The following is a 22,727-nucleotide window of genomic DNA, read 5'->3' as shown; positions in this document are numbered from 1 at the left end:
CGTTCGAGACGTAACCCGAGTCACATACTGGTCGCCATGAGCACAGATCCTTTCCTGACCGGGTGGGCCCACACCGCCTTCGGCAAGAGCGCCCCCGAAGTGACCGTCGAAGACCTGATGGCCGAGGTCTCGACCACCGCGATCGTCGACGCCGGCCTCGCAACGGCCGACGTCGACGCAGCCTTCGTCGGCGTCTTCAACTCCGGCCTGTCCCGGCAGTCCTTCGAGGCTGCGCTGCTCGGAGCCGGAAGTCCCGAACTGGCTCGTGTACCGGCATCTCGACACGAGAACGCCTGCGCGACGGGCAGCGCGGCCCTGCACGCCGCGATGGATTTCATCCAGTCCGGCAGAGGACAGGTGGCCTTGGTCGTCGGCGCGGAGAAGATGACCGGGGTCGGGAACGATGTCGTCAACGACTCGCTGCTCGGCGCCAGCTACCGTCCGACCGAGGAGGACGCCGGAAGCTTCGCCGCGTTGTTCGGCCGCCTCGCCGACATCTACGCCGACCGCTATGGCGACCCACGCGAAGCGTTGTCGAGGATCGCCGCGAAGAACCACCACAACGGCGTGTCCAATCCTTGGGCACAGATGCGACGGGACCTCGGCTTCGAGTTCTGCTCGGTGCCCTCGGAGAAGAACCCGCTGACCGCGGGGCGGCTGCTGCGTACCGACTGTTCCCTGGTTTCCGACGGTGCCGCTGCGGTCGTCGTCACCTCCGCGGACGTGGCCCGGTCGGCCCGCCGCCGGGTACGGGTGGCCTCCCGCGCCCACGCCAACGACGTGTTCGCGATCGCCGGCCGCGACGATCCGATCGCCTTCGACGGTGCCCGCCGGGCCTTCGCCCGCGCGCTGGCCGACGCCGGCACCGATCTCGCCGGACTCGATCTGATCGAGACCCACGATTGCTTCACCCTCGCCGAGCTGATCCAGTACGAGGCGTTCGGCCTGGCCGAGCCGGGCAAGGGAGCCACTGTGCTCGCCGACGGAATCACCGCTAAGGACGGCAAGCTGCCCGTGAACGTCTCCGGCGGCCTCAAGTCGAAGGGCCACCCGATCGGAGCGACCGGAGTGTCCCAGCACGTGATGGCAGCGCTGCAGCTGACGGGAGAAGCCGGAGAGATGCAGCTGCCCAAGGCCGATCGAGCCGCGGTGTTCAACATGGGTGGCGCAGCCGTGGCGAACTATGCATCCGTGCTGGAGGTGGCCTGATGGGAACCCCGTCCAACCGGGCGATGAACCTCGCCCACTTCCTCACCCAGACCGCCCGCCGATTCGGCGACCGGGACGCCGTCGTGCACGGTGACACCCGATGGACGTGGCGGGAGCTGAACGACAAGGTCTCGGTGCTCGCCGCCGAAATGCGGCGGCGCGGGATCAGCTCGGGCGACTGCGTCATGCTGCACAGCCCCAATCACCCCGAGTTCATCCAAGCGATGCTCGCGGTCTGGCGGGTCGGAGCCGCCTTGGCCCCCACCAACTTCCGACTGACCGCCGGCGACGTCGCCGTCATCGCCGGCGTCTGTAAGCCGCGCCTGCTGATGGTGCACCCCTCCCTCGCCGACCAGGTGCCCACCATCACCGCCGCCGCCGATTTCGATTGCGGCACGATGCTGGTCGACGGACAGGGGGCGGACGCGATCGGGGCCCTCACCGACGACGGCCCGAAGCTCGGCGACCAGAGCGTGACGGTCGGCCAGCACGCCTGGTACTTCTTCACGTCGGGAACGTCGGGGACACCCAAGGCAGCGGTACTGACGCACGAGCAGATGGGGTTCGTCACCCTCAACCACCTGTGCGACCTGATGCCCGGTACGACGGAGAACGACGTCTCGCTCGCCGTAGCACCGCTGTCGCACGGCGCCGGCATCCACCTCCTCCCGCAGATCGCCCGCGGGGCCCGCACGGTCATCCCAGTCTCGCAAGGACTCGATGGCGAGGAGGTCTTCAGCCTCATCGAACACGAGCGGGTGAGCAATCTCTTCACGGTGCCCACCATCCTGAAGATGCTCGCCGAACATCCCGCGGCTGGCGCCCACGACCACTCCTCACTCCGATACGTCATCTACGCCGGCGCTCCGATGTACGTCGCGGACCAGGAGCACGCCCGCCGGGTGCTCGGCGAGGTCCTCGTGCAGTACTACGGCCTCGGCGAGGTCACGGGGAACATCACCGTCCTGCCTCCCCGTGAGCACGGTCGCGCCCGACCGGAGGGCATCGAATTCGGAACCTGCGGGTTCCCCCGCACGGGTATCCAGATCAGCATCCAAGACGACGCCGGTACCGAAGTCGAGTCCGGGGTCCAAGGGGAGATCTGCGTAGCCGGGCCCGCGGTCTGCCACGGCTACCTCGACAACCCGACAGCGAACGCGGCGGCGTTCCGCGACGGCTGGTTCCGCACCGGAGACCTGGGAATGCTGGACGCACAGGGGTACCTCTACGTGACGGGCCGAGCCTCGGACATGTTCATCTCGGGTGGATCGAACATCTACCCCCGCGACATCGAGGAGAAGCTGCTGCTGCACCCGTCCGTGAACGAAGTGGCCGTTCTGGGCATGCCGGACCCGAAGTGGGGTGAGGTAGGCGTGGCCGTATGCGTGCCGTGCCACGGAGAGACCATCGACCCCGACGAACTCAAGGAGTTTCTGCGCGGCAAGCTGGCGAGCTACAAACTCCCGCGACAGTTCATCATCTGGGACGAGCTTCCCAAGTCCGGGTACGGCAAGATCGTCAAACGGACACTGCGCACCACGTTGCTGGAGCAGGGATGGCCGCCTGTGCGCCCGGCCGCCGGCCGCAGCATCGGGGACGGAGGACGCTGATGTCGGCCCTCAGCTCCCTGCCGCCGGCACTCGCCTCGTTGTCCACGGACCTGACGATCACGGACTCCGACATCATCGCGGGCTACCTTCGAGACGAATCCCGATTCACCGAGGCAGGCACCCCACTGGCTGTGCTTGCACCGCGTACCACCGACGAAGTCGCCACATGCCTACGCGCGTGTCACGAGGCGGGGATCCCCATGTCGACCCGGGGCGCCGGAAGCGGCCTCAGCGGCGGAGCCAACGCCGTTGACGGTGGCGTCGTACTCACCCTGCACCGAATGAACACCGTCGTCGAGATCGACCGGGCGAATCGACTCGCCGTCGTCCAGCCCGGCGTGATCACCTGCGATCTACGAGCAGCGGTAGCCGAGCACGGCCTGTACTACCCGCCGGATCCAGGGTCGGTCGACTTCTGTTCCATCGGCGGCAACGTGTCCACGAACGCCGGCGGAATGTGCTGCGTCAAGTACGGCGTCACAGGTGACTTCGTCCTCGGACTCGAATGCGTGCTGGCCGACGGCCGGATCATGCGCACCGGGCGGCGAACAAGAAAGGGAACCGCCGGCTACGACCTGACGGGGCTACTCGTCGGTTCCGAGGGGACCCTCGCCGTCATCACCGAAGTCACCGTGCGGCTGCTTCCGGCGCCAGGGCAGCCCCACACGCTCGTCGCGTCGTTTCCCACGCTCGACGGCGCCGGGCAAGCGGTCGCGGCGATCGTCGACGCCGGAATCACGCCCTCGATGCTGGAGATCCTCGATCGGACGACCGTCCAGGCCGTCGACTCGATGACCAGGATGGGCATAGGCGACGACACGGCTGCGCTGCTGCTCGTTCAACACGACGGAGTCGACGCACCGGACGTCCTCGCCGAGGTCGAGCAGCACTGCGCCGGTCACGGCGCCGACGTGGTCGTCAGCTCGGACCCCACCGAAGCGGACATGCTCCTCGAGGCACGGCGCCAAGCTCTGCCCGCCCTCGAACGGCTCGGTGACTGGCTCCTCGACGATGTCTGCGTTCCGTGCTCACGGATCACCGAGCTCATCGCCGCGATCGAGGGGATCGCGCAGCGGACCGGGCTGACGATCGGCGTGTTCGGTCACGCCGGCGACGGCAACCTTCACCCGACCGTCATTTACGACAAGACCGATCCCGCCAGCCGCGATGCGGCGCTGGAAGCGTTCGATGCGATCACCCAGAAGGCCCTCGACCTTGGGGGAACCATTACGGGCGAACACGGCGTCGGCCGTCTCAAGACGGAATGGCTGCGCAGGGAACAAGACCCCGTGAACATGCAGATTCATCACCTGGTCAAGCAGGCCCTGGACCCCACCGGAATTCTCAATCCTGGTGCTGTCCTGCTCGCTCAGGCTTGACATGCCAATGCCCCCAGTCCGGTGCGACGTTCGACCGAGGTCGGCATCGCACCGGTCCGACATGTAAGGACATCATGATCGTCAGCCTCGATGACGCTCGGCAGCCGACCATTGCACAGGACGCCTGGATCGCACCTACTGCAGTCGTCGTCGGTGCCGTGACGATAGGAGCCGAATCCGGAATCTGGTACAACACCGTCATTCGGGCAGACGACGAAACCGTCGTCATCGGACCACGCACCAACGTGCAAGACGGATGCGTGATCCATGCCGACCCCGGTAGTCCCGCAACTATCGGTGTCGGTGTTTCGATTGGTCACAACGCCACCGTCCACGGATGCACCATCGGCGACAATGTGCTCGTCGGAATGGGCGCGGTCATCATGAATGACGCGGAGATCGGAGCGGACAGCCTTGTCGCCGCCGGCGCCCTGGTCACGGAACGAACGTCCATCCCACCCCGATCATTGGTCGCCGGCGTACCGGCCGAGGTTCGGCGTCGCCTCACCGGCGAAGAGATTGATCGCATTCGCGCGAACGCAGCAAACTACATGACCCGACGCACACCTCATGCAAACGCGATGACACAGTAATGCCCGATGCCCGGCCCGCAAGTCGCGTTCAGCAGTAGATCGGCCGCTCGATGCAGCTCCGAGCTGCGGTCTTTGCTGCGCGATCCGGTCGATCGGATACCGCCGTTCCGCTGACGCCCAACCCCACACCGTGCGTGGCGCGGAACGTACTCGACTCCCATTAACGGCTCACGACAGACAGTGGTAACGAATATATGTTCAACAAAATCCTGGTAGCGAACCGCGGTGAGATCGCAATCCGCGGGTTCCGAGCAGCGGTGGAATGCGGTGCGCGCACCGTGGCCGTGTATCCCTACGAGGATCGGAATTCGCCCCATCGACTCAAAGCGGATGAGGCGTATCAGATCGGCGAGGAGGGGCACCCTATACGCGCCTACCTGTCGGTGGACAAGATCCTGCAGGTGGCCGAATCCGCCGGCGCCGACGCAGTATATCCCGGATACGGTTTCCTGTCGGAGAACCCGGCGCTCGCAACCGCATGCGCCGAACGGGGCATCACCTTCATCGGTCCGCCCGCGGACGTGCTCGAACTGACGGGCAACAAGGCCCGCGCGATCGCCGCCGCCCGCGCCGCCGGACTGCCGGTACTGGCCTCCTCGGCACCATCGGCGGATCCGGAGGAGTTGCTCGCCGCCGCTGCCGAGATGAATTTCCCGGTGTTCGTGAAAGCGGTCTCCGGTGGCGGCGGGCGCGGCATGCGCCGCGTCGCGGAGCCGAGCGCCCTGCGCGACGCCATCGAGGCGGCCGCCCGCGAGGCGGAGTCGGCGTTCGGCGATCCCACCGTTTTCCTCGAGGAGGCGGTGATCGACCCCCGGCACATCGAGGTGCAGATCCTCGCCGACGATGCTGGCAACGTCATCCACCTGTACGAGCGGGACTGCTCGCTGCAGCGCCGACATCAGAAGGTCATCGAGATGGCCCCTGCACCGAACCTCGATCCGACGCTGCGTGAGCGGCTGTGCAACGACGCGGTCGCGTTCGCCCGGGCCATCGGCTACAGCTGCGCCGGCACCGTCGAATTCCTCGTGGCGCCGGACGGGCGGCATGTGTTCATCGAGATGAACCCGCGCATCCAGGTCGAGCACACGGTCACCGAGGAAGTGACCGACGTGGACCTGGTCGCCACGCAGCTGCGCATCGCCTCGGGCTCCACGCTTCCCGAGCTGGGTCTTTCCCAGGACGCGATCACGCTCCGCGGGTCGGCGCTGCAGTGCCGCATCACCACCGAGGACCCCGCCGACGGTTTCCGCCCCGACACCGGACGGGTCACCGCATACCGCACTCCGGGCGGCGCCGGGATCCGGCTGGACGGCGGCACCTCGGTGGGTGCGGAGATCTCCCCGCACTTCGACTCCATGCTGGTCAAGCTGACCTGTCGAGGCCGGGATCTGGAGACCGCCATCATCCGCGCCCGACGCGCGGTGGTCGAGTTCCGCATTCGCGGCGTACACACCAACATCCCGTTCCTGCGCGCCGTGCTCGCCGACCCCGACTTCGCCGCGGGCCGGGTGACCACGTCATTCATCGAGCAGCGGCCGGAGTTGTCGACTACCCGCGGCTCGGGCGACACCGCCAGCAAGATCCTGCGCTACCTTGCCGACGTCACCGTCAACAAGCCGCACGGCGATCGGCCAACAGCCTTGTACGCGGCGGACAAGCTGCCGGTCGCCGATCTGACGGCGGCGCCGGCGGAGGGCTCGCGAGACCGGCTGCACCGGCTCGGGCCGGCGAGGTTCGCCGCCGAGCTGCGGGCGCAGAGCGCGATCGCGGTCACCGACACCACCTTTCGCGACGCGCACCAGTCCCTGCTCGCGACCCGGGTGCGAACCTCCGCGCTGGACGGGGTCGCCCCGTACGTCGCCCGGATGACGCCGCAGCTGTGGTCGATCGAGGCGTGGGGCGGCGCGACCTATGACGTTGCGCTGCGGTTCCTGCACGAGGATCCGTGGGCGCGGCTGGCGAGCCTGCGGGAGTCGATCCCGAACATCAACCTGCAGATGCTGCTGCGCGGGCGCAACACCGTGGGCTACACCCCGTACCCGCAGCAGGTCACCGAGTCGTTCGTGGCCGAGGCTGCGGCGACCGGCGTGGACGTGTTCCGGATCTTCGACGCCCTCAACGACGTCGAGCAGATGCGGCCGGCGATCGAGGCGGTGCTGGCCACCAACACCGCGTTGGCAGAGGGCGCGCTCTCCTACACCAGTGACCTCGCCGATCCGCGGGAGAGCCTGTACACGCTGGACTACTACCTGGGCGTCGCCGAGCAGATCGTGCGGGCGGGCGCGCACGTGCTGGCGATCAAGGACATGGCCGGGCTGCTCCGTCCCGCCGCAGCGGACCGGCTGGTGCGGGCGTTGCGCAGCGAGTTCGACCTGCCGGTGCACGTGCACACCCACGACACTCCGGGCGGTCAGCTGGCCACCTACCTGGCGGCGTGGCACGCAGGTGCCGATGCTGTCGACGGTGCTGCCGCGCCGCTATCCGGCACCACCAGCCAGCCGTCGCTGTCGTCGATCGTCGCCGCCGCCGCGCACACCGACCGCGACACCGGCCTCGACCTGGACGCGGTGTGCGCACTGGAGCCGTACTGGGAGGCCGTGCGCCTGATGTACGCACCGTTCGAGTCGGGCCTGCGGGCGCCGACCGGACGTGTGTACCACCACGAGATCCCCGGCGGGCAGCTGTCCAACCTGCGGCAGCAGGCCTCTGCGCTCGGGCTGGCGGAGCGGTTCGAGGCCATCGAGGACTCCTACGCGGCGGCCGACCGGATGCTCGGTCGGCTGGTCAAGGTGACACCGAGCTCGAAGGTGGTCGGCGACCTGGCGCTCGCGCTGGTCGGCACCGGCGTATCCGCCGACGAGTTCGCCGCCGATCCGGCACACTACGACATCCCGGCCTCGGTGATCGGGTTCTTGCGCGGCGAACTGGGCACCCCGCCCGGCGGCTGGCCGGAGCCGCTGCGCACCCGCGCGCTGGAGGGGCGGGCCGGCGGCCCGGGGCCGATCAACGAGGTCCCCGAAGCCGAGGCAGCGGAGCTGACCGGAACGTCGGAGCAGCGCCGCGCGTCGCTCAGCCGGCTGTTGTTCCCGGGCCCGATGCGCGAGTTCACCGCGCACCGCGCTGAGTTCGGCGACGTGTCGAAGCTGTCGACCAATCAGTTCCTCTACGGCCTACGGCCGGGCGAGGAGCATCGGGTGCAGCTGGCGACGGGCGTGGAGCTGTTGATCAAGCTGGAGGGCATCGGTGCCCCGGACGAGCACGGGATGCGCACCGTGGTCTGCCAGCTCAATGGTCAGCTCCGGACGGTGTCGGTGCGGGACCGCTCGGTCACCGCGGATGTACCGCTCGCCGAGAAGGCCGACCGGTCCAAGCCGGGGCACGTCGCGGCGCCGTTCGCGGGGGTGGTGACCCCGACGGTGGCCGCCGACACCGAGGTGCAGGTCGGCGACCAGGTGGGCGCCATCGAGGCGATGAAGATGGAGGCCGCCATCACGGCGCCGGTCGCCGGTACCGTCACCCGGGTAGTCCTCGCCGGCGCGACCCAGGTCGACGGCGGAGACCTCGTGGTCGTCATCGAATAGCTGCAATGCTCGTGACGTCGACCACAGGGGGTGATCGGAATCCTGGATACAGTTCCGTAGGCCGACGGAACACCGGGCGCATTGCACGACCGAGACGAGCCCATACGCGGATCGAGTACCGAGACCCGAGGCGACCGATACCGAGCGACCGGAATAATCCCATACCGCCCGGCGTTTGCCGACGCATGTCGAGACGATTCACGGAGACAGAGCGTCAGGATTTCCTCGCGGACCGGCACATCGCCGTGCTATCCGTGGCAACGACCGACGGACGGCCGCCGGCTGCGGTCCCGATCTGGTACGACTACTCCCCCGGCGGGGTCATCCGCATCAACACCGGTTCCGGGTCCCGCAAAGCGCGGCTCATCCGGGCCGCCGGAGCAGTGACCCTCACCGTCCAGCGTGAGGAGCTGCCGTACCAGTACGTCACCGTCGAGGGCTCGGTGGTCGACGCCGTCACCCCCACGCCGCGGGAAGCTCGCGAGGAGATCGCGGTGCGATACCTCGGCCCGGAGGCGGGGCGCGCCTTCGTCGACGCGATGGACGGGTCCGACTCGGTGCTGTTCACCGTCCGCCCCGATCGGTGGATCACTCAGGGCTTCTCGGAAGACGGCTGACGTCCGGCGCCTCGAGGCCGAGGGCGACGAGGTCGGGGCGGCGGTCGCCGACGCGGGTGGCCTGTTCGAAGGCGTGGCCCACGTCGAGCGCCGTCAGCTCCGCGCGGTGCGCGGTGACGATCTGCAGTCCGACCGGCAGGCCCTCCGGGCTGAACGCGGCAGGCACCGACAGGGCCGGGCACCCGGTGGCCGACACGAAGTAGACCGACCTCATCCAATCCAGGTAGGTCTCCTGGCGCACCCCGTCGATCTCGACCGGGAACTCCTGCTCGGCGGGGAACGGAAGCACCTGCACCGTCGGCAGCAGCAGAGCGTCGTAGCGCTCGAAGAACCTCCGCACCCGCTCGAACAGGCGGCCGTGCAACTGCTCGGCGCGCGAGACATCGGGGCCGCTCAGCGCCCGGCCGACGTCGATGTTCCACTTCAGGGAGTCCTTGAACAGCTCGGGAGAACGCTCGACCACTTCACCCAGCATCCGGTGGAACTGCCACGCCCGCAGGGTGCGGAACACCTCCTCCGCCCCGCCGAAGTCCGGCGACGCCTCCTGAATCGTGGCGCCGAGCTGCTCGAACACCGGGATCTGCGGGGCGAGCGCATCCCGCACCGCCCCGTCGACGGGAACGGCGCCACCCAGATCCGGTGACCAGGCGATGCGCATCCCGGTCAGATCGGTCGCGAGCGGGCGGGCGAAGACCGAGGGGTCGCCGTCGATCGCGATCGGTGAGCGCGGGTCCGGCCCCGCGATCGCCGACAGCAGCAGCGCCGTGTCGGCGACGGTGCGGCCCATCGGACCCTGCACCCCCATCGTGGCCCACGGCACGGCGGTGGGCCAGCTGGGCACGCGACCGGGGGACGGCCGCAGGCCGACGACATTGCAGAACGATGCCGGGTTGCGCAGTGATCCGCCCATATCGCTTCCGTCCGCGACGGACGTCATGCCGGCGGCGAGCGCCGCGGCCGCCCCGCCGCTCGACCCGCCCGCGGACCGGTTCGGGTCGTACGGGTTGCGTGTCACGCCGAACACGTCGTTGAACGTGTGCGAACCGGCGGCGAATTCGGGGACATTGGTCTTGCCGAACACCACCGCCCCGGCTCCGCGGATGCGTTCGATGATCAGCTCGTCGGCCTCCGGGACGTTGTCGGCGAGCGCTCGTGAACCGAAGGTCGTGCGGATCCCGGCGGTGTCGTGGGTGTCCTTGCAGGCGACGGGCAGGCCGTGCAGCGGGCCGACGGGTTCGCCCGCCGCGAGGCGGCGATCCGCCTCCCGGGCGCGGGCGCGGGCATCATCGGGGACCAGGGTGACGACGGCGTTGACGACACCGTTCACTGCGGCGATCCGCTCGAGGTGGAGGTCGAGGAGCTCGACCGCCGAGATCTCGCGGTTGCGCAGCAGAGCGGCCTGCTCGACGGCCGGTCGATCGCAGATCTCGTTGAGTGGCATGGACTCAGTAAACGGCGTATGACTCTTGTGGGCATATGATCTAGTGGAAGTGACGGAATCCGCCATACTCTTGGCGAATGAGTTCAACCTGCCTGGATGCTCTGGACCGCCGGATCGTCGGTGCGTTGCAGATCGACGGACGCGCATCCTGGCGCGCCATCGCCCTCGCGCTCGACGCTCCCGAGCGGACGGTGACGCGGCGCGGGACCGCCCTGCTCAGCGACGGGACGGTGCGGGTGTCCGGCCTCGCGCCACGGGGCGACTCGCTGGTCGTGCGGGTGCGGTGCACGCCCGGCAGCTCGCGCCTGACGGCGCGCGCGCTGGCCGCGCGCGAGGACACCACGTTCGCATACCTGGTCACCGGCTCGACGGACTGTGTCGCCGAGGTGATCGCGCCGCCCGACACGAGGGCACAGTTCCTGCTCGAGGCCCTACCTACCATCCCGGGCGTCGTGTCCATGACCACCGCGCCCGTGCTCCGGTACTTGCGCACCGTCCACGAGTGGCGGCCGAATCTGCTGACCGAGGCGGAACAGGACCGGCTCGGAGCGATCACTCCCCCGCCGATACCGCCGCGCCAGCTGGACCGGCCGACCACCACGCCGCGGGACCGCGCCATCATCAAAGCCCTCCACGACAACGGCCGGTGCACATATGAAGAGCTCGGCCGACTGGTCGGAGTGTCCGAACCGACGGCGCGCCGACGCGTCGAGGCGCTCCGCCGCGACGGGCAGGTGTACATCAGGTCCGTGGTCGACGCCCGCGCGCTCGGCTACAGCACGTCCGTCATGCTGTGGATCCGTACCCCGCCCGCTCAGGTGGACGCCACCGCCGCAGCGCTGGTCGAGTCGCCGTACGTCCGGTACGCGGCGGCGCTCATGGGCAATGACCAGATCGTCGCCGAACTCGCGCTGCCCTCGCTGCAGGGCGTCTACGACGTCATCACCTCGGCCCCATGGTCCGAGTTCGCGACGGCCCTCGACACGTGCCTCGTGATCCAGGCCGTGAAGACGAGCGGCGTCGTGGTCGCCTGACGCGCCCGCCTCCCGACCGCTATGTCAGCCGCGCCCCCGGAGCCGGAACGGGCTCGAGTATCTCCCGCCGTGCCTCCGGCGCAGCCGCCCGGAGTGCGTCCGCGGCCTCGTCGTCGGGCTGGATCTGCGACTCGATCTCGGCCTCCACACGCGCCCGGTACACCTCGAGCTCGCGCGCGACCTGCGCATCGTCCCAGCCGAGGATCGGCGCGACGAGGTCGGCGACCTCCGCCATGCACTCGAGTCCCCGGTGCGCATACTCGATGGCGATGCGTGTGCGCCGGGCCAGGATGTCCTCGAGATGCAGCGCGCCCTCGGCCGCCGCCGCATACACGGCCTCGACCCGCAGGTACTGCGGCGCGCCGCGCAGCGGCTCGAGCAGCCCCGGGTCGGCGTCGGCGAACGCGAGCACGTCCCCCACCAGCGAGCCGTACCGGTCCAGCAGATGCGTCACCCGGTGCGGGTGTACGCCGTGCTCGTTCGCGATCGAGGCCGTCTGGTTGGTGAGGGCGAAGTAACCGTCCGCCCCGACCAGCGGCACCTTGGCCGTGCACGACGCCGGGACCTTGTACGGCAGGAACTGCTCGGCCGCATCCACAGCGTCGGCGCCCATCACCCGGTACGTCGTGTACTTGCCGCCCGCGATCGCGACCAGGCCGGGCGCCACGGCCGCGACAGCGTGCTCCCGCGACAGCTTGGACGTCTCGTCGGACTCGCCGGCCAGCAGCGGCCGGAGGCCCGCGTAGACGCCGCTGATGTCGTCGCGGGTCAGCTTGGTGATGAGCACGGTGTTGACGTGTTCGAGGATGTAGTCGATGTCCTTCGCCGTCGCCGCGGGATGTGCGAGATCGAGGTGCCAGTCGGTGTCGGTCGTCCCGATGATCCAGTGCAGGCCCCAGGGGATCACGAACAGCACCGATTTCTCGGTGCGCAGGATCAGGGCCGCGTCGCCCACGATCCGGTCGCGCGGGACCACGATGTGGACGCCTTTGGACGCCCGTACCCGGAATCGGCCCTTCTGCTGCGATAGCGCTTGCAGCTCATCGGTCCACACACCCGTCGCGTTGATCACCACGGTCGAGGTGATCGTGGTGGTCTCGCCGGTCTCACTGTCGCGCACCACCACTCCGCTGACCCGGTCCGACTCGCGCAGGAAGTCCACCACCTGCGTCGACGTCCGGACCACCGCGCCGTAGTGTGCGGCGGTGCGGACCACCGTCATCGTGTGGCGCGCGTCGTCGACGACGGTGTCGTAGTACCGGATGCCGCCGACCAGCGCGTCGCGCCGGACACCCGGGAACAGCCGCAGGGCCCCGCTGCGGGTCAGATGCTTCTGCGCCGGCACCGTCTTCGCGCCGCCCATGCTGTCGTACAGGAACATCCCCGCGGCCACATACGGCCGCTCGTACCCGCGCTTGGTGATGGGGAACAGGAACGGTAGCGGCTTCACCAGGTGCGGCGCGAGCGTGGAGAGCGACAGCTCACGTTCGCGCAGCGCCTCCCGCACCAGCCCGAATTCGAGCTGCTCGAGGTACCGCAGGCCGCCGTGGAACATCTTGGAGGAACGGGACGACGTCCCCGACGCGAAGTCGCGGGCCTCCACCAGCGCCACTGAGAGCCCGCGGGTGGCGGCGTCGAGCGCCGCACCGGCACCGACGACACCGCCGCCGATCACCACCACGTCGAAGGCCGTGGAGCCCAGCTTCTTCCACGCCTCAGTGCGATACGCCGGCGACAGCGGCGTGGCCGATCCGGTCGCGGTTTCGTGGTTGGCAGGTTCCATTGCGATTCACCGTGCAACTATCGTCTCGTGGCTAACAGTTCCGTGGGTCCGCAATACGTCGCCGCGATCGACCAGGGCACGAGCTCCACTCGATGCATGATCTTCGACCGGAACGCCCGCGTCGTCGCCGCCGAGCAGCGCGAACACGACCAGATCTTCCCACGGAACGGTTGGGTCGAGCACGACGCCACGCAGATCTGGGTGAACACGCGCAAGGTCTGCGCCGACGCGCTGGCCACAGCCGACCTCACGCCGGGCGACATCGCGGCCCTCGGGATCACCAATCAGCGTGAGACGGTGGTGGTGTGGGATCGCGCCACGGGTGAGCCGATCCACAACGCGATCGTGTGGCAGGACACGCGCACCGAGGCGCTCTGCGAGGAACTCGCCCAGGCGGCGCTCGTACCCGGCGACCGCGACAGGTTCAAGGCGAGCTGCGGACTGCCGCTGTCGACGTACTTCTCCGGCCCCAAGATCGCATGGATCCTCGACAACGTGCCGGGGGCACGCGAGCGCGCGGAGGCCGGCGAGCTGTGCGCGGGCACCATCGACAGCTGGTTGGTCTGGAACCTCACCGACGACGGTGACGCAGGCCCGGCCGGCGCCGCCGGCCGCGTCCCCGACCCGGGCGCAGAGCGGCCGCTGCACGTCACGGACGTCACGAACGCGTCGCGCACGATGCTGATGAACCTCGCGGACGGCGCGTGGGACGCGCAGACCTGTGCGGCGATCGGCGTACCGACCGCGATGCTGCCCGAGATCCGTTCCAGCGCAGAGGTGTACGGCGCAGTTCGGGCACGTGGAGTGCTCGCCGGCGTGCCGATCGCCGGGATCCTGGGCGACCAGCAGGCGGCTATGTTCGGCCAGGCTGCGCTGGACCCGGGCGGGGCCAAGAACACCTACGGCACAGGCAATTTCCTGCTCATCAACACCGGAGAGCGCCCCGTGTTCAGCGAGCACGGGCTGCTCACCACGGTGTGCTACCGGTTGGGCGACGCCCCCACGGTGTACGCCCTCGAGGGCTCGGTCGCGGTGAGCGGCTCGCTGGTGCAGTGGCTGCGGGACAACCTCGGCATCATCTCGTCGGCGCCCGAGGTGGAGACGCTGGCCGCGCAGGTCCCCGACAACGGTGGGGTGTACATCGTGCCGGCGTTCTCCGGGCTGTTCGCCCCGCGCTGGCGGCCGGACGCGCGCGGCGTCATCGTCGGGCTCACACGGTTCGCCGACAAGCGACACCTGGCCCGGGCCGCCTTGGAGGCCACCGCATTCCAGTCGCGGGAGGTGATCGACGCGATGAACGCCGACAGCGGGATCGCGCTCACCGAGCTGCGGGTGGACGGCGGCATGGTGGTCAACGACACGCTGATGCAGTTCCAGGCGGACATCCTCGGCGTACCCGTGATCCGCCCGCGGATCATCGAGACGACGGCGCTCGGGGCGGCGTACGCCGCCGGGTACGCGACCGGGTTCTGGACGCTCGACGAGATCCGGACCAACTGGGCGGAGGACCGCCGATGGCTGCCGGAGATGGCGGAGGCCGAGCGGGCCCACCTGTACAGCGAGTGGAACCGCGCCGTGGAGCGGACGTTGGACTGGGCGTGAGCGCCTGCCGCCTCCGGGTGCCGTGGGCTCAGCCGATCGTGATGGCGTCGAGGCGCTCGCGGATGAAGTCGCCCGAGGTGACGGCCGGGAGGTCGGCGCGATGACCGAGAGGCGGAGCCAGGGGCTGCACCAGGGCGTCGTGGTCGAGCTCGCCGAAGTAGATCAGGGACACCAGATCCTCGTGGGCCGCAGCGGGGCTCGGCGGGAGCACTCGATGGCGGCCACTGCACCATCGCCCGGCGGACCAGTGCGCGAGTAGGTCGCCGATGTTGACGGTCAGGGCGCCCGGGACGAACGGTGCGTCCGCCCAACCGATCTCGTCGGAGTACACCTGCAACCCGGCCACACCGGGCTCACGATCGAGGAGTGTCACCGTCCCGAAGTCGGTGTGCGGCCCGATCCGGAACTGCCCCGGCTCGGGCTCGCCGACATCGGCGAGCGACGGATAGTGATTGACGTTGAGGGTCCAGGTCGGGTGAGCAGCCAAGTCCGCGAACGGATTCCGCGGCAGCCCCAGTGCGGACGCGAACAGCGCGAGCAGCTCCGCGGTCACCTCCCGGCAGCGCTGCTGGTAGTCGCCGAGTAGCACGGCCAGCTCCGGCACCTCGGCGGGCCAGACGTTGGGGAGGAACCACAGCGCGTCTGCGGCCGCATCACCGGTCGGCTCGAACGCGCCGAGCGCGAAGGTCTCCTTGAGGTCGGGCGGCGTCTCGCCACCCTCCGAGTAGGCGTTGGCCTCGCGTCCCGGCCCGATCCAGCCGCGCTCGCCGACACTCGCGGCGTACCGCTCCTTGATCTCCGGGGCGAGGGCGAAGAACCGTCGGGCCGCGGCGCGCACGTCGGCAGCCAGCGTCACCGGGATCGAATGCCCGGTCACCAGAAGAAAACCCGCACGCTGCATGCCCTCGTCCACCGCCGCCTCCACGGCGGCCGCGCCCGCCCCGCCGGCCCGCCACTGTGCGAGGTCGATCGTGCAGATGAAATCGCTCATAGCTCGCCGATGTCCTCGTTCCAGATCTCGGGGTACCTCGCGATGAACCTGGTCATCAGATCGAAGCAGCGCTCGTCGTCGAGCACCGTCACCGCGACACCCGCCTCGGCCAACCACTCGTGCTGCCCGTCGAAATGCCGTGCCTCGCCGATGATCACCGTGCCGATCCGGAACTGCCGGATCAATCCGGCGCAATACCAGCAGGGGCTCAGCGTGGTGACCAGGGTGGTGGACCGGTAGTCGCGCTGCCGCCCTGCGTTCCGGAAGGCATCGGTCTCGCCGTGCACCGACGGATCATCGTCCTGGACGCGCCGGTTCCGGCCGCGCCCCAGTAGGGCCCCGTCGGCGGCGAACAGTGCGGCACCCACCGGCACCCCGCCCTCCCCGAACCCGAGCCTGGCCTCGTTGAGCGCAGCCTCGAGCTTGGCCTCGGTGGTCGCGTAGGTATCGGATGTCACTGCGCCTGTCATGCTTCCAGCTTAGAGTGGGCGCCGGGTCGCGAGCCGCGGATCGATGACGCCACGAATGCCAGATACAACCCACCTCCGATAAGGAAGCCGACGAAGAACGTGAGGTCTCCCAGCTGGGGCACCTGCTTCGCGATCACGCCGGTGAACTTCTCCTGATTGCTGAACAGCGCCACGGAGACGACGAGCCCGATCAGGAACGCGCCGACGCCGCCCCAGTTGGTGAAGGCACGGTCGTAGAGGATCCACGATTTGCCGGCCTGATCGCGCCGCAGCCACTGGTCCGCGATCACGACACCCAGCCACGGCCCGATCCAGTACGCCACGATCAGCAGGAAGCTCTCGTACGACGCCGCGGCGTCCGGCAGCGCCCACCACGCCACCAGGAACCCGACCACCCCGAACACGACCGCGATGGCTGCGCGGGCGAACCGTGCCCCACCGGTGATACCGATGACCACGAACGCCATCGATCCCGAATACACGTTGAGCACATTGGCCGCGACCGCGCCCACGACGATCGCGAGCAGCACCAGGTGCGCGAGGACGGACGGCAGGGTCGACGTGAACTCGGCCGTGGGGTTGGGACCGGACGCCCCGGCGATGGTCGTGCTCGCGCTGCCGGCGGCCATCAGGAGCGTGGTGGACACGAACAGGCCGATCGCCGCAGACCAGCCGACGGCGCGCCGCGACGTGGCGGACGGGAGGTATCGCGTGTAGTCCGCGGCGTACGGGTTCCACCCGGCGGTGTAGCCGAAAGCCGTTCCGACGGTGAGCAGGAACCCGCCGATGCCGCCGACCCCCTTGGCGGCCGGGGCCGCGTCGCCGGGCGACGACTTGGCGAACACCACGATCACCGCAACGACGAAGATCACCGCCAGCACCGGGAAGGCGTAGCGCTCGAAGGCCTGCACGAGGTTGTGCCCGGCGAACGCGACGAACACCTGGACCACGACCACGATCGCCAGGCAGGGCAGCGGACGCAGGTGGGTGAGCGTGGACAGCGCCCAGGCGCCGGAGGTGGAGTTGGTGGCGAACCAGCCGACGCCGCACATCAGCGACATCAGCGTGGCGGGCAACGCGTTACCGAAGTAGCCGAAGCTCAGCCGCGACAGCACCATCTGCGGCACACCGTATTTCGGCCCACGCGCCGACAGCACACCCTGGGTCGCCGAGCCGAGGAGGTTCCCGATCGCGACGGCGGCGACGGCCTGCCAGAAGGTCATCCCATAGGCCGTCACGGCGAGCACACCTACGAAGACGGTGGCGAACTCCAGGTTGGGTGACGACCAGGTCCAGGCCAGCTGAACGGGCCTGCCGTGCCGCTCGGACTCGGGGATGAACTCCCCCGCACCGGGTTCGACCGCGAGCACCTTCGAGCCATAGCCCAGGTCGCTGTCGAGGTGCTCTCCGGTTGGAGGTGTCGCTGTGGTCATACCTTGTAAGTGTGCTGCGCCGCATCGGGACCGCAAGCGGGAGCGCCAAGTGGTTACACGCTGGTTACGCTCGTGCCCGCGCCAGTCGCTAGTGCAGGGACCGGCCGGCCGTGCGCGACCTGCCGCTCAGGCCAGGTCGTCCTGCCGCATCAGCTGTCGCGCGGCCTCGGTGACGGAGCCGGCCAGCGAGGGGTACACCGAGAACGTCTGAGCGACGTCGTCGACCGTGAGGCCGTTCTGCACCGCGAGGGCGATCGGGAGGATCAGCTCGGAGGCGTTGGGCGCCACCACGACCCCGCCGATCACGACGCCGGTGTTGGGGCGGCAGAAGATCTTCACGAAGCCACGCCGCGTGCCGCTCATCTTGGCCCGCGGATTGGTCGCCAGCGGCAGCATGACGGTGCGGGCCTGGTAGGAGCCGTTGTCGATGGACACCTGCGAGACGCCGACAGTGGCGATCTCGGGCCGGGTGAAGATGGCGGAGGCCACGGTCTTGAGCTTGATCGGCGACACGCCTTCGCCCAGGGCGTGGTACATCGCGACGCGGCCCTGCATGGCGGCGACGGATGCCAGCGGGAACACGCCCGTACAGTCGCCCGCAGCGTAGATGCCCGGGATCTTGGTCCGGGACACGCGATCGACGGGCAGGTACCCGCCCTTGTCCAGCTCGAGCCCCACCTCCTCGAGGCCGATGTCGCGGGTGTTGGGCGTCGAGCCGACCGTCATCAGGCAGTGCGAGCCGACGACGGTGCGCCCGTCGGTGAGGGTGACCACGATGCCGTCGTCGGTCCGCTCCACCGCTGCCGCATAGGCCTTCTTCATCAGGGTGACGCCACGGTCGACGAGGGCGTCCTCGAGCACCAGCGCCGCATCCTCGTCCTCGCCCGGCAGCACGCGATCACGCGAGCTCACCAGCGTGACCTTGATGCCCAGCTCGGTGTACGCGTGCACGAACTCGGCACCCGTGACGCCCGATCCGACCACCACCAGGTGGGTGGGGAGCCGGTCGAGGTCGTACAGCTGCCGCCACGTGAGGATCCGCTCGCCGTCGGGCTGCGCCGTGTCGAGGACGCGGGGCGAGGCGCCCGTCGCCACCAGCACGACGTCGGCCTCGATCGTGACCTCGCCGCCGGACGGGGTGGTGACGAGCACCGTGTGCTGCGCCATTCCGGGGTTGGCCGCGGTGAGGGAGGCGCGGCCGTTCAGGATGCGTACCCCTTCCCCGGCGAGACGCGACCGGATGTCGGCGGACTGCGCGGCGGCCAGGCTCTTCACGCGGCCGTGGATCTTCGCGATATCGATCTCGACCTCGCTGAAGTGGAGGTCGATCCCGAGGTCGACGGCCCGCCTGGTCTCGGTGCGGATCCCGGTCGACGCGATGAACGTCTTGGACGGGACGCAGTCGTAGAGGACGCACGCGCCGCCGACACCGTCGGACTCGACGAGCGTCACGTCCCCGCCGTGCGCCACCGCCACCAGAGCCGCCTCGTAACCCGCCGGTCCGCCGCCCATGATCACGATGTTGGTCATGGCGAGAACGGTATCGGGTCGTGGGGTGCCGCGGGCCACTAAGGGTGAGCACCGCGATCGCGCGTCGCCCGCTAGAGTTCGTCTCGTGCCCATCTATGCTGCGTATGGCTCGAACATGCATCCCGACCAGATGGCGGAACGCGCACCCCACTCCCCGATGGCGGGGACCGGATGGCTTCGCGGTTGGCGCCTGACGTTCGGCGGCGGCGACATCGGCTGGGAGGGCGCGCTCGCCACCGTTACGGAGGATCTGGACGATCCTGACGCCCAGGTGTTCGTGGTGCTGTACGACGTGACCAGCGAGGACGAGTCGTCGCTGGACCGGTGGGAGGGCTCTGAGCTGGGCATCCACCGGAAGGTCAAGGCGCGCGTGGACCTGGTGGGCGGCGGCTCACAGCTCGCCTGGCTGTACGTGCTCGACGCGTTCGAGGGCGGCCTGCCCTCGGCGCGTTACCTCGGCGTGATGGCCGATGCCGCCGAGATCGCCGGGGCACCCGCGGACTACGTGCTGGCGCTGCGCACCCGCGAGTCCCGCAACGTCGGGCCCGGTCCGGGCTCCGCGGCGGACTGACGTCCCTGGGCCCGCGTCAACCCCTACCGGCGGGTGCTGGATAGGGACTTCGCTCCATCCCCAGGCCGGAGAACTCCCGACGAGCAGCCCGGCCGCGACGCCATGATCGGCCCATGGAGGGGCTGGAGACTCGGCTTTCTGCCTTTCCTCACCTCATACCAGCGCGTCCACTACGCCTTCCACCGGGTCGCGGACGCGCTCGAGACGATCTTCCGGCGCGGAGACCATCGTGGCCACCCTGATGTCGACGTCTGAGCGGCGCGCCCCGGCTGGAGCCGGTAGGCGCGCCGTATGCGTGTCGGTCTCGGCGGGGTCAGTCCCGTGCGGACTCGAAGACGATGCCTGCCAGCACCTCGACCCCCACGGCGAGAGCACGCTCGTCGGCAACGAAATCAGGCTGGTGGAGGTCGTACTGCCGCCCCTCGCCCGACCACACGCCGAGCCGAGCCATCGCGCCGGGGACGTCCTCGAGGTACCAGGAGAAGTCCTCGCCGCCACCGGACTGCGGGGTGTCGGTGAGCGCGTCCTCCGAGACGGCCCGCACCGCGGCGGCGATGACCGACGTGGCGTACTCCTCGTTGATCACGGGCGGCACGCCCCGCTTGTAGTTGAGTTCGTACTTCACCCGGAGCGGACCGAGCATCCCGTCGACCGCCTCCCGCACGAGCGGCTCGAGGGTCTCCCACACGTGGTGCTCGCCGGTCCGGACGGTGCCGTGCAGGGCGCCGACCTGCGGGATGGCGTTGGCGGCCGACCCGGCGTTGGCGGCGCCCCACACCATGATGGTGCCGGACCGCGGGTCGACGCGCCGCGACAGCACGCCCGGCAGCCCGACGATCACCGTGCCCAGCCCGTAGATCAGGTCGGACGTGAGATGCGGACGGGAGGTGTGCCCGCCGGCGGAGTGCAGCACCACCTCGACGTGGTCGGCGGCCGATGTGATCGCGCCCTCGCGGACGCCGACCTTGCCGGCCTCGATCCGCGGGTCGCAGTGCAGCGCATAGATCCGCGACACCCCGTCGAGCACGCCGTCGCGGACCGCGGACAGCGCACCACCGGGCATCACCTCCTCGGCGGGCTGGAACACCAGCCGCACACCCACCGGCAGCTCGGGCAGCTCCGCCAGGGCCAGGCCCGCACCGAGCAGCACCGACGTGTGCAGGTCGTGGCCGCAGGCATGGGACACGCCGGGTTCGGTCGAGGCGAAGGACAGGCCGGTGTCCTCGTGGATCGGCAGCGCGTCCATGTCTGCCCGCAGAGCGACCCGCGGTCCGTCGTCGGGGCCCAGATCGCACACCAGCCCCGTGGTGGACAGCCGCCTGGGCTTGAGCCCGGCGTCCGTGAGCACGTCGAACACGGCTGCGGTGGTGCGGGTCTCACGCCACGACAGCTCGGGGTGCGCGTGGATGTCGCGACGGAACTCGCGCAGCCAGTCCCCCTTGCGTCGCAGCCAGTCCTCGACCTGCGCCGTGTTGTTCACGCCTGTCCTCCGTTCATCCCGATGCCACCGGCCGGCCCGATCTCACTCACGAGCGCCGCGCACGAGCCGTGCACGCTGCTGCTCGTCGGCGGCCGCCGCCGCGAAGGCCTCCGCGAGGGCGACAGCACCGTCGACCACCCCGAGGTCGGCCGACGGTGACACACACGCCGCGGCGAACGCGGGCTGATGCGTGACCGCCCCGCCCGCATCGATCCCGATGGTCGGGTGGAGCGACGGTATCTCCCGGGAGACGTTACCCATGTCCGTACTGCCGAGCAGGAAGTGCTCCTCCGATTCAGGCGCGATCGGCGTCCGTCCCCGGCCCTCGATGGCGCGGCGGTAGGCGCCCGCGAGCCACGGGTCGGGGGTGAGTTCGGCGTAGGGCGGCGAGACCTCGCGGACCGCGTGCGTGCAGCCGGTGGCCAACCCGCCGGCGGCGAAACAGGCCTCGGCGCGGGCGTAGAGCCGGTCGAGTGACTCGCGGGACCGCGCGCGCAGGTAGTACAGCAGCTCGGTGGAGGCGGGCACGATGTTCGGCGCGTCGCCGCCGCGGGCGACGATGCCGTGCAGCTGCTGACCGGGTTCGAGGTGCTGGCGCAGCAGCCCGAGCGCGACCTGGGCGACGGTGACGGCATCGCCGGCGTTGCGCCCGAGGTGCGGCGCCGCGGACGCGTGCGACTCCACGCCGGAGTACTCGACGGCGAGGTCGGCGAGCGCGAGCGAGCGGGCCCCGACCACGTCGACCGGTCCCGGGTGGACCATCCCGGCGCACGCGAGCCCGTCGAACGCGCCGCGCTCGAGCATCAGCACCTTGCCACCGCCGGTCTCCTCGGCGGGCGTGCCGTACACCTCGACGGTGAGCCCGAGCTCGTCGGCCACCTCGGCGAGGGCGAGACCCGCGCCCACCGCGATCGCGGCGATCATGTTGTGCCCGCACGCGTGGCCGAGGCCGGGCAGCGCGTCGTACTCGGCGAACACCCCGACCCGCAGGTCGCCGGTGCCGGCCCGCGCGACGAACGCCGTGTCGAGGCCCACCACGTTGCGGGTCACCTGGAAGCCGCCCGCCACCAACGCCTCCGCGACCGCGGCGCTGGAGCGGTGCTCGGCGAACGCGAGCTCCGGGTGGCGGTGCAGGTCGTGGCTGAGGGCGATGAGGTCGGCGCGGTGCCGGTCGACCACGGCGGCGAGGCGGCGAGCCACCCCAACGGCGGCCCCGCGCTCGGGTACGGCGGTCACGTCAGCCGAACGACATCGGCGGTGTGCTCACCGCCAGTGAACCGAGCAGCGGCGCGTGCAGGTCGCGCTTGATCTTCGCCAGCGTGGGTCCGTCGGCGGCGGCGTTGGCCGCGGCACGCGCGACCGCGACGGGGACCAGCTCGTCGGCGGACGCGGCCGCCTGCGCG

Annotated in this window: 17 protein-coding genes; 9 read left to right on the top strand and 8 right to left on the bottom strand. The window is 69.8% G+C overall.

Annotation, left to right across the window (positions count from 1 at the left end; translation table 11 throughout):
* Nucleotides 1-36: 36 nt before the first annotated feature.
* From ABD908_RS10000 to ABD908_RS09975, 6 genes are all read left to right on the top strand, one after another.
* The gene (locus ABD908_RS10000) at nt 37-1,209 is read left to right on the top strand and encodes a thiolase domain-containing protein (protein ID WP_344994551.1); all 1,173 of its coding nucleotides are present in this window, start codon (nt 37-39) and stop codon (nt 1,207-1,209) included.
* Entirely contained in the window at nt 1,209-2,819 is a 1,611-nt protein-coding gene (locus ABD908_RS09995) for an AMP-binding protein (protein WP_344994548.1), read from the top strand. Before ABD908_RS10000 ends, ABD908_RS09995 begins: the two co-directional genes overlap by 1 nt.
* Nucleotides 2,819-4,198, top strand: coding sequence for an FAD-binding oxidoreductase (locus ABD908_RS09990; protein ID WP_344994545.1), 1,380 nt, complete (start codon nt 2,819-2,821; stop codon nt 4,196-4,198). The genes ABD908_RS09995 and ABD908_RS09990 overlap by 1 nt, the downstream gene beginning before the upstream one ends.
* Before the next feature lie 74 nt (nt 4,199-4,272).
* Nucleotides 4,273-4,791 carry a gamma carbonic anhydrase family protein gene (locus ABD908_RS09985; protein ID WP_344994542.1) on the top strand — a complete coding sequence of 173 codons (519 nt, stop codon included), beginning with the start codon at nt 4,273-4,275 and terminating at the stop codon, nt 4,789-4,791.
* 194 nt (nt 4,792-4,985) lie between these two features.
* On the top strand, nt 4,986-8,372 hold the full coding sequence (locus tag ABD908_RS09980; RefSeq protein WP_344994539.1) for a pyruvate carboxylase: 3,387 nt from the start codon (nt 4,986-4,988) through the stop codon (nt 8,370-8,372).
* Nucleotides 8,373-8,557: 185 nt separating this feature from the next.
* The gene (locus ABD908_RS09975; RefSeq protein WP_344994536.1) at nt 8,558-8,989 is read left to right on the top strand and encodes a pyridoxamine 5'-phosphate oxidase family protein; all 432 of its coding nucleotides are present in this window, start codon (nt 8,558-8,560) and stop codon (nt 8,987-8,989) included.
* Here ABD908_RS09975 and ABD908_RS09970 read toward each other — a convergent pair.
* Complete coding sequence (locus ABD908_RS09970) at nt 8,961-10,430, bottom strand: amidase (RefSeq protein ID WP_344994533.1); 1,470 nt, start codon at nt 10,428-10,430, stop codon at nt 8,961-8,963. The genes ABD908_RS09975 and ABD908_RS09970 overlap by 29 nt on opposite strands.
* Nucleotides 10,431-10,507: 77 nt before the next feature.
* Here ABD908_RS09970 and ABD908_RS09965 point away from each other — a divergent pair, with 77 nt between their 5' ends.
* Nucleotides 10,508-11,464, top strand: coding sequence for an Lrp/AsnC family transcriptional regulator (locus ABD908_RS09965; RefSeq protein WP_344994530.1), 957 nt, complete (start codon nt 10,508-10,510; stop codon nt 11,462-11,464).
* 19 nt (nt 11,465-11,483) lie between these two features.
* Here the strand turns inward: ABD908_RS09965 and ABD908_RS09960 are convergent, their stop codons facing one another.
* Nucleotides 11,484-13,247, bottom strand: coding sequence for a glycerol-3-phosphate dehydrogenase/oxidase (locus ABD908_RS09960; RefSeq protein ID WP_344994527.1), 1,764 nt, complete (start codon nt 13,245-13,247; stop codon nt 11,484-11,486).
* Nucleotides 13,248-13,343: 96 nt separating this feature from the next.
* Here ABD908_RS09960 and glpK point away from each other — a divergent pair, with 96 nt between their 5' ends.
* Entirely contained in the window at nt 13,344-14,849 is a 1,506-nt protein-coding gene (glpK, locus tag ABD908_RS09955) for a glycerol kinase GlpK (protein WP_344994647.1), read from the top strand.
* A 28-nt stretch (nt 14,850-14,877) separates the two neighbouring features.
* Here the strand turns inward: glpK and ABD908_RS09950 are convergent, their stop codons facing one another.
* From ABD908_RS09950 to ABD908_RS09935, 4 genes are all read right to left on the bottom strand, one after another.
* On the bottom strand, nt 14,878-15,840 hold the full coding sequence (locus tag ABD908_RS09950) for an isopenicillin N synthase family dioxygenase (protein WP_344994524.1): 963 nt from the start codon (nt 15,838-15,840) through the stop codon (nt 14,878-14,880).
* A complete protein-coding gene (locus ABD908_RS09945) occupies nt 15,837-16,310 on the bottom strand; it encodes a nucleoside deaminase (RefSeq protein WP_344994521.1) in 474 nt (157 codons plus the stop codon). The genes ABD908_RS09950 and ABD908_RS09945 overlap by 4 nt, the downstream gene beginning before the upstream one ends.
* Nucleotides 16,307-17,743, bottom strand: coding sequence for a purine-cytosine permease family protein (locus tag ABD908_RS09940; protein ID WP_344994517.1), 1,437 nt, complete (start codon nt 17,741-17,743; stop codon nt 16,307-16,309). The genes ABD908_RS09945 and ABD908_RS09940 overlap by 4 nt, the downstream gene beginning before the upstream one ends.
* 126 nt (nt 17,744-17,869) lie before the next feature.
* Nucleotides 17,870-19,273 (bottom strand): NAD(P)H-quinone dehydrogenase, encoded by a 1,404-nt coding sequence (locus tag ABD908_RS09935; RefSeq protein WP_344994514.1) that lies wholly within the window; start codon nt 19,271-19,273, stop codon nt 17,870-17,872.
* Nucleotides 19,274-19,358: 85 nt separating this feature from the next.
* Here ABD908_RS09935 and ABD908_RS09930 point away from each other — a divergent pair, with 85 nt between their 5' ends.
* The gene (locus ABD908_RS09930; RefSeq protein ID WP_344994511.1) at nt 19,359-19,844 is read left to right on the top strand and encodes a gamma-glutamylcyclotransferase family protein; all 486 of its coding nucleotides are present in this window, start codon (nt 19,359-19,361) and stop codon (nt 19,842-19,844) included.
* Between the two features lie 313 nt (nt 19,845-20,157).
* On the opposite strand, the gene ABD908_RS09925 is transcribed toward ABD908_RS09930, so the two are convergent.
* Both ABD908_RS09925 and ABD908_RS09920 read right to left on the bottom strand, forming a co-directional pair.
* Nucleotides 20,158-21,324 carry an amidohydrolase gene (locus ABD908_RS09925; RefSeq protein ID WP_344994508.1) on the bottom strand — a complete coding sequence of 389 codons (1,167 nt, stop codon included), beginning with the start codon at nt 21,322-21,324 and terminating at the stop codon, nt 20,158-20,160.
* Nucleotides 21,325-21,366: 42 nt separating this feature from the next.
* On the bottom strand, nt 21,367-22,524 hold the full coding sequence (locus ABD908_RS09920) for a M20 family metallopeptidase (RefSeq protein WP_344994644.1): 1,158 nt from the start codon (nt 22,522-22,524) through the stop codon (nt 21,367-21,369).
* Nucleotides 22,525-22,727: the final 203 nt, after the last annotated feature.

Source organism: Tsukamurella soli (assembly GCF_039541155.1).
GTDB lineage: Bacteria > Actinomycetota > Actinomycetes > Mycobacteriales > Mycobacteriaceae > Tsukamurella > Tsukamurella soli.
The sequence above is the reverse complement of the archived record's forward strand: the minus strand, read 5'-3'. Positions and strand labels throughout refer to the sequence as shown.